The organism is Inquilinus sp. 2KB_23 (genome assembly GCF_052115705.1).
Classification (GTDB): Bacteria; Pseudomonadota; Alphaproteobacteria; order DSM-16000; family Inquilinaceae; genus Inquilinus; species Inquilinus ginsengisoli_A.
Genome location: NZ_JBFRHF010000032.1, coordinates 85454 through 101662 on the forward strand (window position 1 = coordinate 85454; position 16209 = coordinate 101662).

Annotated in this window: 17 protein-coding genes; 8 read left to right on the forward strand and 9 right to left on the reverse strand. The window is 70.6% G+C overall.

Going from position 1 to position 16209, the window contains the following annotated elements; translation table 11 throughout:
• Positions 1-4 precede the first annotated feature (4 nt).
• Positions 5-862, reverse strand: a complete 858-nt coding sequence (gene cysE / locus AB4112_RS31095; protein WP_441725417.1) for a serine O-acetyltransferase — start codon at positions 860-862, stop codon at positions 5-7.
• A 186-nt stretch (positions 863-1048) separates the two neighbouring features.
• Positions 1049-1528, reverse strand: coding sequence for a copper chaperone PCu(A)C (locus AB4112_RS31100; RefSeq protein WP_441725419.1), 480 nt, complete (start codon positions 1526-1528; stop codon positions 1049-1051).
• A gap of 202 nt (positions 1529-1730) precedes the next feature.
• Between AB4112_RS31100 and AB4112_RS31105 the strand changes: the two genes are divergently transcribed.
• From AB4112_RS31105 to AB4112_RS31115, 3 genes are all read left to right on the forward strand, one after another.
• Positions 1731-2663, forward strand: a complete 933-nt coding sequence (locus tag AB4112_RS31105; protein ID WP_441725422.1) for a 2-hydroxyacid dehydrogenase — start codon at positions 1731-1733, stop codon at positions 2661-2663.
• Between the two features lie 69 nt (positions 2664-2732).
• The gene (locus AB4112_RS31110) at positions 2733-3032 is read left to right on the forward strand and encodes a hypothetical protein (RefSeq protein WP_441725425.1); all 300 of its coding nucleotides are present in this window, start codon (positions 2733-2735) and stop codon (positions 3030-3032) included.
• Positions 3029-3313: a type II toxin-antitoxin system RelE/ParE family toxin gene (locus AB4112_RS31115; protein ID WP_441725428.1), complete on the forward strand. Its 285-nt coding sequence runs from the start codon at positions 3029-3031 to the stop codon at positions 3311-3313. Before AB4112_RS31110 ends, AB4112_RS31115 begins: the two co-directional genes overlap by 4 nt.
• Positions 3314-3514: 201 nt before the next feature.
• On the opposite strand, the gene AB4112_RS31120 is transcribed toward AB4112_RS31115, so the two are convergent.
• A complete protein-coding gene (locus AB4112_RS31120) occupies positions 3515-4126 on the reverse strand; it encodes a TetR/AcrR family transcriptional regulator (protein WP_441725431.1) in 612 nt (203 codons plus the stop codon).
• Positions 4127-4287: 161 nt separating this feature from the next.
• Between AB4112_RS31120 and AB4112_RS31125 the strand changes: the two genes are divergently transcribed.
• The gene (locus AB4112_RS31125) at positions 4288-5043 is read left to right on the forward strand and encodes an SDR family NAD(P)-dependent oxidoreductase (protein ID WP_441725434.1); all 756 of its coding nucleotides are present in this window, start codon (positions 4288-4290) and stop codon (positions 5041-5043) included.
• 46 nt (positions 5044-5089) lie between these two features.
• A complete protein-coding gene (locus AB4112_RS31130; RefSeq protein WP_441725437.1) occupies positions 5090-6058 on the forward strand; it encodes an SDR family NAD(P)-dependent oxidoreductase in 969 nt (322 codons plus the stop codon).
• Positions 6059-6091: 33 nt separating this feature from the next.
• Here AB4112_RS31130 and AB4112_RS31135 read toward each other — a convergent pair whose 3' ends face one another.
• Genes AB4112_RS31135 through AB4112_RS31145 form a run of 3 tightly spaced genes read right to left on the reverse strand, consistent with a single transcriptional unit; the run spans position 6092 to position 8731 of the window.
• A complete protein-coding gene (locus AB4112_RS31135) occupies positions 6092-6952 on the reverse strand; it encodes a C40 family peptidase (protein ID WP_441725440.1) in 861 nt (286 codons plus the stop codon).
• The gene (locus AB4112_RS31140; protein ID WP_309801736.1) at positions 6949-7305 is read right to left on the reverse strand and encodes a MarR family transcriptional regulator; all 357 of its coding nucleotides are present in this window, start codon (positions 7303-7305) and stop codon (positions 6949-6951) included. The genes AB4112_RS31135 and AB4112_RS31140 overlap by 4 nt, the downstream gene beginning before the upstream one ends.
• Before the next feature lie 40 nt (positions 7306-7345).
• Positions 7346-8731 carry a leucyl aminopeptidase family protein gene (locus AB4112_RS31145; RefSeq protein WP_441725443.1) on the reverse strand — a complete coding sequence of 462 codons (1386 nt, stop codon included), beginning with the start codon at positions 8729-8731 and terminating at the stop codon, positions 7346-7348.
• 90 nt (positions 8732-8821) lie between these two features.
• On the opposite strand from AB4112_RS31145, the gene AB4112_RS31150 reads away from it, so the two are divergent.
• Positions 8822-9466, forward strand: a complete 645-nt coding sequence (locus AB4112_RS31150) for a glutathione S-transferase family protein (protein WP_441725446.1) — start codon at positions 8822-8824, stop codon at positions 9464-9466.
• Between the two features lie 20 nt (positions 9467-9486).
• Here the strand turns inward: AB4112_RS31150 and AB4112_RS31155 are convergent, their stop codons facing one another.
• The 3 genes from AB4112_RS31155 to AB4112_RS31165 all read right to left on the reverse strand — a co-directional run bounded on the left by AB4112_RS31155 (position 9487) and on the right by AB4112_RS31165 (position 13677).
• Positions 9487-10533 (reverse strand): TAXI family TRAP transporter solute-binding subunit, encoded by a 1047-nt coding sequence (locus tag AB4112_RS31155; protein WP_441725449.1) that lies wholly within the window; start codon positions 10531-10533, stop codon positions 9487-9489.
• Positions 10534-10543: 10 nt separating this feature from the next.
• The gene (locus tag AB4112_RS31160) at positions 10544-11839 is read right to left on the reverse strand and encodes an MFS transporter (RefSeq protein ID WP_309801741.1); all 1296 of its coding nucleotides are present in this window, start codon (positions 11837-11839) and stop codon (positions 10544-10546) included.
• A gap of 203 nt (positions 11840-12042) precedes the next feature.
• Positions 12043-13677: a cell wall hydrolase gene (locus AB4112_RS31165; protein ID WP_441725453.1), complete on the reverse strand. Its 1635-nt coding sequence runs from the start codon at positions 13675-13677 to the stop codon at positions 12043-12045.
• Between the two features lie 287 nt (positions 13678-13964).
• On the opposite strand from AB4112_RS31165, the gene AB4112_RS31170 reads away from it, so the two are divergent.
• Positions 13965-14444, forward strand: coding sequence for a Tat pathway signal sequence domain protein (locus AB4112_RS31170; RefSeq protein WP_441725456.1), 480 nt, complete (start codon positions 13965-13967; stop codon positions 14442-14444).
• A 13-nt stretch (positions 14445-14457) separates the two neighbouring features.
• Entirely contained in the window at positions 14458-15402 is a 945-nt protein-coding gene (locus AB4112_RS31175; RefSeq protein ID WP_441725459.1) for an alpha/beta hydrolase, read from the forward strand.
• Positions 15403-16209 lie beyond the last annotated feature (807 nt).

The following is a 16209-nucleotide window of genomic DNA, read 5'->3' on the forward strand; positions in this document are numbered from 1 at the left end:
GTCGTCAGATGACGAAGTCGATGCCCGGAGGAACCGGGATCGAGTGATCCATGGTCAAAGCAGGAAGCGGCTCCGAACACGAACCGACGATGCGGGCGGGGACACCCACCGCCGTCCGGTGCGGCGGCACGTCGGTCAACACCACGCTGCCGGCGCCGATCTTGGCGCCCTCGCCGATCTCGATGTTGCCGAGGATCTTGGCCCCGGCGCCGATCAGCACGCCGTCGCGCACCTTGGGATGGCGGTCGCCGCTTTCCTTGCCGGTGCCGCCGAGGGTGACGCCATGCAGGATCGAGACGTCGTTGCCGACCACCGCGGTCTCGCCGATCACGACACCGGTGCCGTGGTCGATCAGCAGCCCCCAGCCGATCCGGGCGGCCGGGTGGATGTCGACCGCGAGGCTCTCGGACACCCGGCTCTGCAGGAAGTTGGCGAGGGCCGTGCGCCCCTGGCCGTGCAGCCAGTGCCCGATCCGGTACCATTGCAGCGCGTGGAAGCCCTTGAAGAACAGGAACGGCGTCAGATGGTCGCGCGCCGCCGGGTCCCGGTCCTTGATGGCGTCGAGGTCGAGCACGGCATGGCCGGCGATCGCCGGGTCGGCGCGCATCGCCTCCGCCGCCAGCGCCAGCAGCCGGTCATGGCAGGCGGTGTCGCATTCCAGCTTGGTGGCCAGCAGACGGGCGAGCGCATCGCTGAAATCCATGGCGCCGAGCACGATGCGCTCGACCACCGGGGCCAGGATCGCCTCCTGCCGCGCCAGGATGGCGGCGGAATCGCACATCAGTGCGAAGACCGCGGCCTCCTTGTCGAGAGCGATCTCGTCGGCGGCATAGAATTTCCGCGCCAGGGCGATATCGGGCATGGCCTCTCTCCCCTTTGCCGGGCCGAAGGGCGGGAGTTCCGTCCGGCCGAAAGGTGATCGTCCGGAATGAGATAAGCCGTCACCGGCCGATTGTCATCAGCCGAGATAAATCTTCACCATATACGTCGGAAATTTGCTTATTCTATTGTTTCAACACAGATTTCCGCAGAACTAAGGCTGCCCGGATCAATGCCCGGCCGGACCGGCCGCGCCGGCCTTGCCGACATCCAGCTCGACCCTGACGGTGCCTGCCTTTTCGAAGGTCAGGGTCAGCGGCACCCGGGTGCCTTGCTTCAACGGCGCCTTGAGGCCGACCAGCATGATGTGCACGCCGCCCGGCGACAGCGCGACCGTCTGCCCCGCCGGCACCGCAAGCCCGCCATCGACCGGGCGCATGCGCATGATGCCATTGTCCATGGTCATGGTGTGGAGTTCGGCCGCGTCAGCAATCGCCGGGTCGATCGCGGCGCCGGTCAGGCGGTCGTCGGTGGCGCCCTTGTTCTCGATCGTGAGGTAGCCGGCACCGGTCTTGCCCGCGGGCGGCGTCGCCCGGCTCCAGGGCTGCTCGATGGTCAGCGCACCGACGGTGACGTCCTGCGCCTGGGCGGCCAGGGAGGCGAAGGACAGGGCGACCGCGGCAAGGGCGGAGAGCAGGCGCTTGGTCATCAGCTGGATCCCTGATGGAGGACGGGCGGGGAATGCAGGATAAGGCGATAGCACCGCCGCGGCCCTGGCGGCCAGTGCGGGGCTGTCCTGCGGACGATCGGTCGCGACCGGGCTTGCCGGAACCCGCGGGATCGGCGATTTGGCTGCGATGCCGGCCGCCAGGCGTCCATCATAGAATCCAGAGACCAGGGAGATCCGTGCCATGCCCGTCGCCGTCTTCGCCTCGGCCACCGACGATCCCGCCCAGTGGCTGCCGGCGCTGCGCAAGGCGATGCCGGCACTGGAGGTGCGGGTGTGGCCCGAGATCGGCGAACCCGCCGAGATCGACTACGCCATCGTCTGGAAGCCGCCGGCGGGGATGCTGGCCGGGCTGCCTAATCTGAAGGTGATCTATTCGCTCGGCGCCGGCATCGATGCGATGCTGCTGGACCCGACCCTGCCGGCTGGGGTGCCGCTGGTGCGGATGGTCGACCTCAGCCTGACCGAGGGCATGATCGAATATGTCGCGGAGCAGGTGCTGGCGATCCACCGCCAGGCCCGGACCTATCGCGAGCACCAGGCGGCGCGGCGCTGGCAGCAGCACGACCAGCCTTTGGCCCGCGACGTCACGGTCGGCATCCTCGGCCTCGGCACGCTGGGCGGGGCGGTGGCGCGGGCGCTGAAGGGGCTGAACTTCGGGGTCGCCGGCTGGAGCCGGTCGCCCAAGGCGGTCGAGGGGGTGGAGAGCTTCGCCGGCGCGGCGCAGTTGACCGCCTTCCTGGCCCGGTCGCAGATCCTGGTCTGCCTGCTGCCGCTGACGGCGGAGACCGAGGATATCCTGGACGCCAGGCTGTTCGCCGCCCTGCCGCAGGGCGCCTGGGTGGTCAATGCCGGGCGCGGGCCCCAGCTGGTCGATGCCGACCTGATCGCGGCGCTGGACTCCGGCCATCTCACCGGCGCCGTGCTGGACGTGTTCCGGACCGAGCCGCTGCCGGCGGACCATCCGTTCTGGACTCATCCCAAGATCGTGCTGACGCCGCACATCGCCGCCAGCAACAACGCCCATTACGCGACGCTGCGCCTGGCCGAACAGGTCGCCCGCTTCGAACGCGGCGAGCCGATGGACGACGTGGTCGACCGGTCGCGGGGATATTAAGATGGCTGCCGCCGATTGGCGGCAGCGTCATGACATGGTATATACCTCGTAGGTACTCGAGAGGCAGCCATGTCGAAGGAAGCGATGTTCTCCCTCAAGCTGGAGTCGGAGCTGCGTGAGCAGTTCATGGCCGAGGCGGCGGCCACGCATCGGCCCGCGTCCCAGATCATCCGCGAATTCATGCGAGATTTCGTGACGCGGCAGCGCGCAGCGCGGGAGCATGACGCATGGTTCCGCGCCGAAGTCGAACAGGGCATGCGCGAAGCCGACAATCCCACGGTGGAGCGCATCCCACAGGAGGATATCTCGGCGAAGTGGCGTCGACAGCGCGCCGAATTGATGAAGCGCGCCGGTGAGCGAACCGAGTGAAGATCGAATGGCTGCCGGCCGCCGAGGCAAATCGCGACAGCCAGCTGACTTACATCGGAGAAAGAAATCCCTGGGCCGCGATCGACATGGGCGACGCCATCGAGGCGGCCATACTGCGATTGGCCCAGCATCCACACATGGGCCGACCCGGCCGGATCAGAGGTACGCGCGAGCTGGTGGTCGATGGCACGCCCTATGTGATCACCTACCGCGTCGAGCCCGATATCGTGGTCATCTTGCGACTCCTGCACGGGGCGCAGGCGTGGCCGCGCCAACTGTAGGAACCCACCTCCCCGGGGCTACTGACTCAACCGTCGCACCGCGAACGATACCCTCGCCCTCGGCCGTTTCGGACCGGGCGGCGACCTCGGCGAGGGAGTCCCGCCCGACATCGGCATCGGTGCAGACCAGCGTGCCGGCGGTCTGCACCTGGCGGTAGGTGTCCCTCTCGACCGCCAGGCCGACGCGCTTCTCACTTAGGGTCAGGATGACTTTCCCAAAAGTGCGGAACCCCCGGTCGGCCAGGTGGACAGCGCCTGCTCGGCAACGGCCTCCAGCATGTCGCGGCTGAAGCCGGCCTTGGCCTGCACCGCCATGCCATGGGTGACAGCCATCACGAATGCCGCAAGGGCATCGGGTTTGGCCGTCGCCGGCAGGTCGCCCTCGGCCTTCGCCCGTTCGAAGCGGTCCCGCAGCTGCGCCTGAGCCGCCGCGCGAAAATCGATCAGCGCCTGCCGCACCGGTTCCGCGTCATCCGACCCCGCCAGCACCCCATTGATGCCGAAACACCCGGTATGGTCGGGATACCGCGTATTGAGGTCGGCTGCATTGACCAGGATGTGCGCCGCAACCTGGCGCGCCGTGGGCAGCTGAAGCGCCTCCGGAAGGTAGCCCAGATATCGCTCGGAGTAGCGATCCAGGGTCCGGCGGAAGAGGGCCTCCTTGTTGCCGAAGGCGGAATAGAGGGCAGGCCTCTCCACGCCGGCGGCCTCGGTCAGGTCGGCGTAGGAGGCGCCCTCATAGCCCTTGCGCCAGAAGACGCACAGCGCGGCGTCGAGCGCTTTCTCCACGTCAAATTCGCGATGGCGTCCCATCAGACCGCCCCAGCCCTTTTTCCATAACGGTCATTACTAAACCACTTGACAGCCGCTGTCCAGATTTCATACCAGTCGTTATCGTAATGACCATTACGTAAAAGAGAGCGCTGCTTCCCAAGGTTGAGGCGGCGCCCTCATCGCATACACAAGGGGTTCTCATGTCGAACATTCTGAAGGGCAAGGTCGCCCTCGTGACCGGCGGCTCGCGGGGGCTCGGCGCCGCCGTGGCGGAGGCGCTGGCCGACCAGGGGGCGGATGTTGCGATCAGCTACGTCGCATCGGCCGCGAAGGCCGAAGCCGTGGCCGAAAGGCTGAAGGCGAAGGGCGTCCGGGCCCTCGCGATCCGCAGCGACCAGGCCGACATGGAGGCGGCCAGGCCGCTGGTCGACACCGTCGTCGCGCAGCTCGGCAGGCTCGACATCCTCGTCAACAATGCGGCGATCGCCGTGCAGGGCAGGACGGTCGACGATCCCGATCTCGACACGGTCAATCTCGATCGCCAGTGGCAGATCAACGTCATGGGCGCGGTGGCGACGACGCGGGTGGCGGCGCCCCTGCTGCCGGATGGCGGTCGGATCATCTTCATCGGCTCCCTGCTGGGCAGCCGCATCCCGTTCACCGGCGTCGCCGACTATGCGGGAACCAAGGCGGCCATCGCCGGGTATGCCAAGGGCGTCGCCCGCGACCTGGGCGGCCGCAACATCACGGTCAACATCGTCCAGCCCGGCATCATGCCGACCGACATGGCGGCCGAGGTGCGCGACAAGCTCCCCGCCGCGGTCATGGACCTGCACCCCATCCGCCGGATCGCGACGCTCGAAGAAGTGTCGGCCCTCGTCTGTTTTCTGGCGGGGCCGAACGGCGGCTACATCACCGGCAGCATGATCGACGTGGCCGGCGGCTTGCAGATCTGAGCCTCGAAGACCGGGGCTGACATCCGATACTCGCAAAGGAAAAGAGATGACCGAGACATTCGGTGCGACGTCGACCGCCGACGAGGTGCTGTCCGGCGTCGATCTCAGGGGAAAGCGATTTCTGGTGACGGGCGCATCGTCGGGCATCGGGCTCGAAACCGCCCGCTCGCTGGCCGCTCGCGGCGCCGGCGTCGTCGGCGCGGTCAGGAACCTCGCCAAGGCCGGGCCGGCCACCGCATCGGTGCGTGACGCCGCATCGCAAGGCGGCGGCAGCCTGGAGTTGATCGAGCTCGATCTGGCATCCCTGCAGAGCGTTCGTGCCTGCGCCGATAAACTGCTGGCTGACGGAAGGCTGTTCGATGCCATCGTCGCCAATGCGGGCGTCATGGCGACGCCGTTCGGCCGGACGGTCGATGGTTTCGAAGTCCAGTTCGGCACCAACCATCTCGGCCATTTCGCTTTGATCAATCGGATCGAGCCGCTGCTGGCCGACGACGGACGCCTGGTGGTGCTGTCGTCCCAGGCCCATCGCGTCGCCGATGTCGACCTGGATGACCCGAATTTCCAGCATCAGGCCTATGACCCATGGGTCGCCTATGGTCGATCGAAAACCGCCAACGCTCTCTTCGCAGTGGAATTCGACCGGCGGCATCGCCATCGCGGCATCCGCGCTGCCGCGGTGATGCCCGGGAACAGCCTCACCGATCTCCCCCGCCACCTCGCGCAGGAGGATCTGCAAGGCCTGTTCGAGACCGTCGGCAAGGCTCGCGCCGACGCAGGGCTTCCGCCGGCGGAGCTGAAAGGCATCCCGCAGGCGGCGGCAACATCGGTCTGGGCCGCAGTCGCGGCCGACAAGGACGAGATCGGCGGGCGCTATCTCGAGGACTGCGCGGTCGCGCCGGTCAATGACACGCCCAACCCGTTTGCCGACGGCGTGCGGTCGTATGCGCTCGACGCCGGCAAAGCCAGGCAGCTTTGGGCGAAAAGCGAGGAACTGGTGGGCGCCGCGCCGTGAAGGTGATCGCGCACAGCGAGACCTGACCCGGCGCTATTCGAAGCGCCGCACCGCGACGATGCCCTTGCCCTCGGCCGCTGCGGACCGGGCGGCGACCTCGGCGAGGGCATCCAGCGAGACGCACATCGCACGGGAATTGGCGTGGAGCAGGGTCTCGCCGTCGACCATCAGCCCGACATGGCCGGGGAAGTAGACCAGGTCGCCGCGCCGTAGGCCGACACTGGCATCGGTGCCGACCAGCGTGCCGGCGGTCTGCACCTGGCGGTAGGTGTCGCGCTCGATCGCCAGGCCGGCCGCGGCATGGGCCAGCTGGGCCAGGCCGGAGCAGTCGATGCCCAGGCTGGAGCGGCCGCCCCAGAGATAGGGGATGCCGAGGAAGCGCTGCGCGGTGGCGACCACGTCGGGCTCGACCGCATCCAGCGTGCCCAGCGTCACCTCCGCCAGCCAGCCGCCGGGTTCGCCGGCCTCGCGGATCCGGGCATAGCCCTTCGCCGTCTCCACCACCTCGACCGGGCTGCGGAAGCTGAGCGCGCGGAGCGGCGGCAGCTTCATGTCCGGCGCCGGGTAGAGGAAGGCGCGGAAGGCGCGGACGCGATGGGTCGGCGCCATGATCCGGTCGGTCAGTGCCGAAGCCTGGACATAGCCGACATAGCCGTCGGCCGTCAGCTGGCCCCAGGCCCAGCCGTCCCTGGTCTCGTAGACCGTGATGGTCTCGCCATGCAGCATCTCGGTCGCCTGACCGAGCGATGCGTCCGGCGTCGACCGCATCGGCACGATGCCGCGGATCGCCTGGTGCAGCGTGCCGGCGGCGTAGCGTTCCGCCGGGTGGAGGCCGCGCAGGCTTTCCGCCGCGAGGTCGGGCCGCCAGGGCACCAGGTTGCGGTCGATGCTCACGCCGCCGCCCCGATCATGGTCGCCGCCTGGCGCACCAGATCGGCGAAGCCGTCGAGATAGGCCTGGCCGGCCGTGGTCCGTTCGATCAGCACGTTGCGGCGGTCGGCCGAATCGACGGTGCGGCGGGTCAGGTCCAGTTCGCCCAGCCGGTCGAGCGCGCGGGTCACCGCCGGCTTTGAGATGTGCAGGGCCGAGGACAGGCCGCGCACCGTGTGCGGCGCCGGCGTCAGGTAGATGGTGAGCAGCAGCGCGATCTGCCGCGACGACAGGTCGGGCGCCTCGCGCCGCACCGCCGCGGTCAGGGCATGGCGCCACAGCTCCAGCGCCTGGAGCGAGGTCAGCGCGACGGACATGCTGCCCTCCCGCTCGGCGCCGGCGGGGCGATCGATCGAATCAGTGCCGGCCTCCAAAACGCTCCTCCAGCAGGGCGTAGACGGCCCGCATCGTCATCGCCTCGCCGCCCTTCGGCCGGCCCGGACGGTCGGCGCCGTTCCAGGCGTAGAGGTCGATATGCACCCAGGGCACGGCGGGGGCCACGAAGCGCTCGAGGAACAGCGCCGCGGTGATGGCCCCGCCGAAGCGCGTGTCGGGGGCGTTGTTGACGTCGGCGATGCCGGATTTCAGCAGCCGGTTGTAGGGCTGCCACAGCGGCAGGCGCCACAGCGGGTCGTCGACCCGGCGCGACGCGGCGGACAGGGCGTCGGCGGTGGCGTCGTGGTTGGAGAACATCGCCGGCAGGTCGGTGCCCAGCGCGACCCGGGCGGCGCCGGTCAGGGTGGCGAAGTCGATGATGATCTCCGGCGTCTCGGACGACGCCTCCTCCAGCGCATCGCACAGCACCAGCCGGCCCTCGGCGTCGGTGTTGCCGATCTCGACCGTCAGGCCCTTGCGGCTGCGGTAGACGTCCATCGGCCGGAAGGCGTCGCCGGACACCGCGTTCTCGACCGCCGGGACCAGCACGCGCAGCCGCACCGGCAGCCGCGCCATCATCACCATCCGGGCCACGCCGAGGGCATGGGCCGCGCCGCCCATGTCCTTCTTCATCATCAGCATGCCGGCGGCGTCCTTGAGGTCCAGCCCGCCCGAATCGAAGCACACGCCCTTGCCGACCAGCGTCACCTTCGGTGCCGACGGGTCGCCCCATTCGATGTCGATCAGCCGCGGCGCCCGGCTGGACGCCCGGCCGACCGCATGGATCATCGGATAGTTGCGGGTCAGCAGCTCGTCGCCGGTGATGACGCTGAAGCGCGCGCCGAACTCCTTCGCCAGGCCTTCGGCCGCGGTGGCCAGTTCGGCCGGGCCGAGGTCGTTGGCCGGGGTGTTGACCAGGTCGCGCACCAGGGCGGTGGCGCTGGCCGCGCGCTCGACCGCGGCGCGGTCGGCGGCCCGCGGCCACACCAGATTGGCCGGTGCCCGCTCCGGCCCCTTGTAGCGGCTGAAGTGATAGCCGCCGAGCGCCCAGCCGAAGGCGGCGGCGGTCGCCGTCTCCGCCTCCACCGAATCGGCCAGCGCGTAGGTGCCGGCCGGCAGCGATGTCGGCAGCCCGCCGAAGGCCCAGATGTCCAATGGGCCCTCGAGGCCCACCAGGACGGCGGCGACCCGGCCGCCCTCGCCCGGCAGCACCAGGGTGCGGCCCGATTCCGCGACGAAGCCATGCGCCTCGACCCAGGCCCGCTGCGCCGGAACCGCGGCGGCGCGCCACGCCTCCAGCGTCGTCTTGCTGAGCGGGATCAGAGAGACGGCTTCTCCCTCGGCGGCATCGACAAGATTCGGCAGCACGGTCGGGCCTTCTTGCATTCGGTAACTCGGGGCGGCACACCATGCTCCAGCCCGTTTCCCTTGCCAACCCCCCGCCCACCGGACCCGCCCATGCCCGATCTGCGCCTCGTCATCGGCAACCAACGCTACTCCTCCTGGTCGCTGCGCCCCTGGCTGGCCCTGGCGCATCACGAGGTCCCGTTCGAGGAGGTCGTGATCCCGCTCTACGGCCCAGGTTCGAAGGAGGCGATCCTGCGCCATTCCCCGGCCGGCAAGGTGCCGGTGCTGCGGGACGGCGACCTGACCGTCTGGGACACTCTGGCGATTCTCGAATATCTCGCCGAACGCTTTCCCGAATGGTCGCTGTGGCCGCGCGATCCGGCGCGGCGGGCGCTGGCGCGGTCGGTCTCAGCCGAGATGCATTCGGGCTTCGCCGCGCTGCGCGACGTGCTGCCGATGGACGTGCTGGCCCGCGAACCCGACCGGCCGCGCGACCCCGCGACCGAAGCCGACATCGCCCGCATCGCCACGATCTGGCGGCAGTGCCGCGAGGCGAGCGCCGCAGACGGCCCGTTCCTGTTCGGCGCGTTCGGCGCGGCCGACTGCATGTACGCCCCGGTGGTGTTCCGGTTCGACCGCTACGGCGTGCCGTTGGACCCCGCCTGCCGCGCCTATGTCGACGCCATGCTGGCGCTGCCGGCGATGCAGCGCTGGGTCGAGGCCGCGCGGGCGGAACCCTGGGTGCTGACCTTTTAGCCCTTAAGGCGTCTTAGCCCTTAAGGCGTCGCCCGGGTCGGACTGCCGATCCCGGCGTGTTCGGCGTAGTAGCGGGCGGCGCCGGGATGCAGCGGCACGCCCAGGCCGCGCACCGCGCGCTCGGCCGAGATCTCCTTGCCGCGCGGATGGCCGGCGGCGAGCAGGGCCAGGGTCGAGTCCTGCCACAGGGCTCGGGTGATCTGGTAGACGGTCTCGTCGGCGACCTTGGCGGAGACCAGCCAGATCGCCCCGACCGACAGCGTCGGCACCGCCGGGATGCCGTCATAGGCGCCCTCGGGGATCGATTCCAACGTGAAGAAGGGCGCCTTGGCGACCAGCGCCTCGGCATCCGCGCCCTCGATCGGCAGCAGCCGCATCGGGCGACGCTTGGCAAGGTCGGTGATCACCCCGAGCGGCGGCCCGCCGGTCATCACCATGGCGTCGAGCTTGCCGTCGACCACGAGGTCGACCGACGGCTCCGGCCGCTCGAACACCTCCTCGACATCGGTCTGCTTCAGCCCGTAGCCGGCCAGGATCAGGCGGGTGTCGTAGAGCGTGCCCGACCCTTCGGTGCCGACCGAAACGCGCCGGCCCTTGAGGTCCTTGACCGACTGCACCGGGCCGTCGGCCGGCACCGCGATGTGGACGAACTCGGAATAGAGATGGGCGATGGCGCGCAGGCTGGTGACCGGCGGCTCACCCGCGAAGGGCCCTTCGCCGGTGTAGGCGGCGAAGGCGACATCCGCCTGGGCCAGGCCGGAATCGAACTCGCCGCTGCCCATGCGCCGGATGTTGTCGATCGACCCGGCGCTGGCCTGGGCGATGGCGATCAGGCCGTTCACGCCGCAGCTGCCGCCGGCGCTGCCGCAGGGCGGCAGGCCGGGCGGGCCGGAGATGGCGCCGGCGATGATGCCGCCGATCGGGAAATAGGTGCCGCCGGTGGTGCCGGTACCGATCTTGAAGAAGAACGGGTCCTGCGCCCGCGCCGGCCGCAGCCCGCCCCACCCCGCCAGGGCCAGGCCGATGGCGGGAAGCGACGTGATCAGGCGGCGACGGTCGAGCGGCATGTCCATCCCTTCAGGCGGCGTCGCGCACGGTCGGCGGCGCCGTGCCCGGCGCGCGCGGGTCGAGCCCGGCGGCGACCGGCGTGGTCGTCGGCACCACCGTCACGAAGCTGCCCTGCTCCTCGTTCGGTTTCGCCACGCGGCGGGTCATCCGGTACATCGTGAACAGCGCCAGCAGCGCCGCCACCGTCCCGGTCCACGCGAACAGGCCGGCGGGCCCCAGCAGCCCCATCACCCGCGACGCCATGATCGGGCCGAAGATGGCGCCGACGCCGTAGCACAGCAGCAGCCCGGCCGCGGCCGGCACCAGCTGTTCCGGCTGCATGAAGTCGTTCGCATGGCTGAGGCTGAGGGGATAGATGGTGTAGGACAGCCCGCCGAACATCGCGAGCAGCACCAGCATCAGCGTCATCGACAGCCCGCCGAACAGGGCCAGGCCGGCGCTGACCAGGGCCAGGGCGATGCTGATGCCGAGGAACACCTGCCGCCGGTCGAACCGGTCGGACAGCTTGCCCACCGGGTACTGCAGCAGGAAGCCGGAGAAGATCGCCGTCATCATGAAGGCGGCGATCCAGTTCGGCGACGGGTCGATGGTGCGGGCATAGACCGGCCCCATGCCGGAGAAGGCGGCGCTGATCAGCCCGACCGAGAAGCAGCCGCCGACGCCGAGCGGCGAAATCGCGATCAGGGTGCGCAGGCCGAAGCGCTTGACCTTGATCACCGGCGGGGTCTCGACCGGGGTCAGCGACAGCGGCACCAGCGACAGCGACACCAGCATCGCCACCACCGAGAACAGGGCGAAGCTGGCCGGGTCCATCACCGTCAGCCAGGGCTGCGACAGGCCGAAGGCGGTGTAGTTCACCGCCATGTAGGAGGACATCACCCGGCCGCGCACCGCGTTCACCGCCTTGGCGTTCAGCCAGCTCTCGATGATGGTGAACAGCACCGCCATGCTGATGCCGGTGACGAAGCGCAGCGCCGCCCACACCACCGGGTCGACCCACAGCGCATGGAACAGCGCCGCGGCCGAGGCGATCACCGCGAAGGCGGCGAAGGTCCTGATATGGCCGACCAGCAGCACGATCCGGGGGCAGATCAGCGTGCCCAGCGCGAAACCGCCGGAATAGCAGGCGAGGACCAGGCCGATGGTGCCCACGTCGTTGCCGTCGAGATCCATGCGGATCGCGACCAGCGTGCCGAACAGCCCGTTGCCCATGATCATGATCGCCGCGCTGAACAGCAGCGGCGCCACGGCCAGCAGGACCGAGCCGAGCGACGGCGACATAGGGGCGGAATCGGTGACGGCCATCAAATCCCTTCTAGGTCGGGCGAGGGGTCGGGGCCAGGGAAGATTCGTGACGTTTTCAGGGCAGGCGGGCCAACCCGCACGGCCCGGGCACGGTCCGCGGATTTCAGGGGCGAGGCAACCGGAACCTCCGTCACAGGACCCGGCGGGATTCGACGGCCGTCGGCGGCCGAGGAAACGGCGGGATCGGCTTCGCCGACCCCGGCTTAGCCGCCCCGCTTCGGCCGGTAGAAGACGTGGTCGCCGATCGAGGCGGTGCGCGAGAAGCGCGTGGTCCAGGCCGGCATGCCGCGGCCGAGCGCCCGCATCGCCGCCGGGGCCAGGAAATACTGGGCGCCGTCGGTCGGGTCGTCGGCGAAATAGCCGTCCAGCATCTGCCACACCACCAGCCGCGCGGTGCGCAGCAGGATCTCGTCCTGCGGGTTCAGCGGCTGCGGGAATTTCGGCATGGCGCCGCTGCGCACGGCCTTGGCGAAGGCGCGGAAGCGCGGCCGCTGCAGCGGTTCGAACTGGCCGGGATCGGCCAGGACCTCGCAGGGCGAATCGCCGAAATCATCCGATACGGCGATGCGGTTCATCACCACCCAGACCACCGCGGCCATGCCGCGGGTGCCCTGGTTGCCGGCTTCGGTATAGGCGGTGAAGGCGAGGCATCGCAGCGCCTTCTCGGCGTCCGGGCCGGCGGCCGGCAGGGGGACGCCGCCGATCGACAGCGTTTCGCCCGCATGGCGGGCCAGCAGCGGCGACGGCTGGTCGAGCGCGCTGCCGCTGCCGGAGACGAAGGTGGAGCAGGCGAGGTCGCCCAGGCCGCAGCCGGTCAGGCGGCGGCCCGCCCCATCCGCCTCGGCGGTGCGCAGCCAGGAGGCGCCGGCCGGTTCGATCAGCGACACGGCGCGGGCCAGGGCGACGTCCAGCCGCTCCGACACCTCCGGCTCCGGCCGGGCGACGCGCAGCAGCGAGGAGCGCGAGCGGGCCCAGACCGGGGCGACCCCGGGGCCGGCCGGCTGTTCGGCATGCAGGTCGTCGGTCGCCACCACGGCGCGGTCCGACCCGGCCTGCACCGCGACGCCTGATGTGGCGGGGGCCGGGGCGGCGGCGACCGGGACGATCGCCGCCACCGGCGCAGGCGCCGGGCCGACGGCCTCGGCCAGCAGTTCCTTGGTCGGCGCCAGCGAGGCCACCACTATGGGCTTCGCCGTCTGCGAGGTGGTGTCGATCACCGTGGCAGTGCCGGGCTGGGCCGGCAGCAGCGCAGATCCCAGCGCCACCGGCGCCGCCTCCACCCCCGCGGCCGGGGCCAGCGGCGGTTCGGCGGTCGCCTGCACCGGCGGCGGCGCCACCGGCAGCGGCCCGGCGGTGGGCTGCGGGTCGGCCAGGCGTTCGACCGGATCGGCGAGGGCGGCCTGGCCGGACGGCAGGCTGACCGGCACCAGGGCGGGCACAGCGTCCTGCGGCGGCGGCGGCGTTATGCGCGCCACCTCCTGCATCGCCCCCGCCCAGGGGTCCAGCCCTGGACGCTCAAGGGGCGGCGGCGACGCCAGGTCGGTGAAGCGGGGCACGCCGGCGAAAGCCGTGCCGAAGAAGATGTGGAGCAGCCTGGAGGTGACCGGGCGCGCGGGTTGCCGGGCCGCGGCCAAGCGCACCACCGCCGCGACCGCGGGATGGGGCCGCGCCGCCTCCGCCGGGTCGACCAGGCGCGCCTGTTCGACCGCGATCTGGGTCAGATCCACGGCGATGACGGGCGACGGTGTCGGACGCGCAGAATCGATCCCGATCACGCCACCGAGGGCCACGGCCCCCACCAGTGCGATCGACAGAAGAAGGTGGCCCTTCCACGTCATGCCCCTCCTCCTTCCGGTCGGCGCGCCGGATGGTGACCATCCGGATGCCGCCCGCCACCGCCGACCGGGCGGTGGAAATTTCGGCCCGCGAGGCGCAAAGCGCCCGGCGTCGCCGGGAGACGGGGCAACGTTCTGCGCCGACGGTCAGGTCCCGGATCGCGACCCGCAATCCTTGGGTCGCAGCTTGCAAACCCGGGAACACCGACCGCCTCAGTGCATTTCATTGCGGTCACGGGGGGCGCGGGTATCATGGCGCGCCTTGCGAGTCCAGATCGACGGGAGCCCAGATGCCGCGCCAGAACCCCAAGACCCGCCGTTTCGCTCGATTCAGGACGGCAAGTTTTTTCGCAGCTTTTGTTGCGATTGCCGCCTTTCCGGCGCTGGCGCAGGAAAAGCAGCCCCCCGAGTCGACGCCCAAGGAGGGCATCGACATCGAGCTCAACAAGCTCGAACCCGGCAACAACGGCTGCCGCGCCTTCATGGTGATGCACAACGGCACCGCCCGTAATTACAGCAATATGCAGCTCGACCTCGTGGTCTTCGATCCGAAGGGCATCATCGTCGACCAGCTGGCCGTCGACATGGCACCCCTCGCCGCGGGCAAAACGATGGTGAAGGTGTTCGAGATCGCCGGGCATGATTGCGGAAATTTTGGCCGGGTGCTGTTGAACGATGTCTTGACTTGCAAGGCAGGGGACGCAGCGGTCGAACGCTGCATCGATCTATTGGTTCCCACCAGCCGTGCGGCGATCGGTTTCATCAAGTAAACAAGGCCACATCATGGCGTTGGATCCGCAGGTCGCCCGGATGCTGGAGCGGATCGCCGCGATTTCGGGCGACCGCCCGCCGCTCGAAAGCCTGTCCCCGGCCGCGGCGCGCCAGGGCATGGCGGCCGTCCTGCCGCTGCTCAACGAGCGTGCCCCGACGGTGGCGCGGGTCGAGGACCGCACCATCCCCGGCCCTGGCGGCGCGATCACCGCCCGGCTGTACGACCCCGGCACGGCGGAGCTGTCGCCGGCCGTCATCTACATCCATGGCGGCGGCTGGGTGCTGTGCGACCTCGACAGCCATGACGGCATCTGTCGCGAGCTGGCGGTGCGCTCCGGGCTGAAGGTCGTCAGCGTCGCCTACCGGCTGGCGCCGGAGCACCCCTTCCCGGCCCCGCTCGCGGATTGCGTCGCGGCGGTGCGCTGGCTCGCCGCGCATGGACGCGACTGGGGCATCGATCCCGGCCGGCTGGTGATCGCGGGCGATTCCGCCGGCGCCAACCTGGCTCTGGCCGCCCTGCTGTCGCTGCGCGATGCCGGCGAGACCCCGCTGCGCGGCGCCGCCCTGATCTACGGGGTCTTCGCGCCGGACCACGACACGCCATCGCATCTGGCCTATGGTGCGGATAACCGCTATTTCCTCTCCACCGCCGAGATGGAGTGGTTCTGGAACCATTACGTGCCGGCGGGCACCGACCGGCGGACTCCGCTCGCGGCCCCGCTCACCGCCGATCTTGCCGACCTGCCGCCGCTCTACCTGGCCGCGGCGGAGTATGATTGCCTGAGGAATGACAGTGAACTGCTCGCCGATCGACTGGCCCGGGATGGCCGGCCGCACGAATTTCGCCTGTGGCCCGGCATGATCCACGGCTGCCTTCACATGATCGGAACTGTGGACGCGATGCGGCCCGAGGCCGACCGCATTGCCGATTTCCTCCGCCGACAGGCCATGACATGACCAAGCCCCCCCGCCCCCCGAAATCCGGCGCCGGCCGTCCCCCGCGCGGCGGTGCCGGATCGAAGCCGACCGACCGGCGTTCGGCCAAGCCCCCGACCGCCGGCGAAGGCGAGGCTGCCGGCCACGGCCCGCGCCGCCCGCCGCGCGGACGCAGCCCCCGGACGGACGACGCGCCGCCGGTCTCGTTGAGCGGCCATGGCCCCGGCCGCAAGGCTCGCCCGGCCAAGGCCCCGCGCTTCCTGCCGGCGGAGCCGGACGCAGGCGATCACGCCGAGCGCCGCCCGGCACCCCGCGGCCGCAGCGCCGCGCCGCGACCTGCGCGGCGGGAGGAGTCGCCGGCCGCGTCGACGGAGCGTCGTCCGGCCCGCGCCGGCCAGCGCCCCCGCGCCCGGACGACCGAGGACGAGGCCGTCGGCGAGCGCCGTCCGACCCGCACCCGCAACGCCGCGCCGAGACCCGCAAGACGGGAGGAGTCGCCGACCCCGTCGGCGGAGCGTCGTCCGGTCCGTGCCGACCAGCGCCCCGGCCGGCCCCGCGCCCGAGCCACCGAGGACGAGGCCGGCGCCGAGCGTCGGCCATCACGCGGTCGCGCTGCAGCCCCGGCCGCGCGAAGCCCGCGGCGGGACGACCGGGCCGCTTCGGAAGACGCCCCGCGTTCCGGCCGCGGCAAGGCCCCATCCACCCGCGCGGCGGCCCCCAAGGGCAAGCGCGACCTGGCGGGCGCGGATCGCCGGCACAGCGAAGAGTCCCGCGACGACAGCCGCGCCGGACGGCGCGGCCCGGCCACCGGTGCGCGCGGCGCCAAGC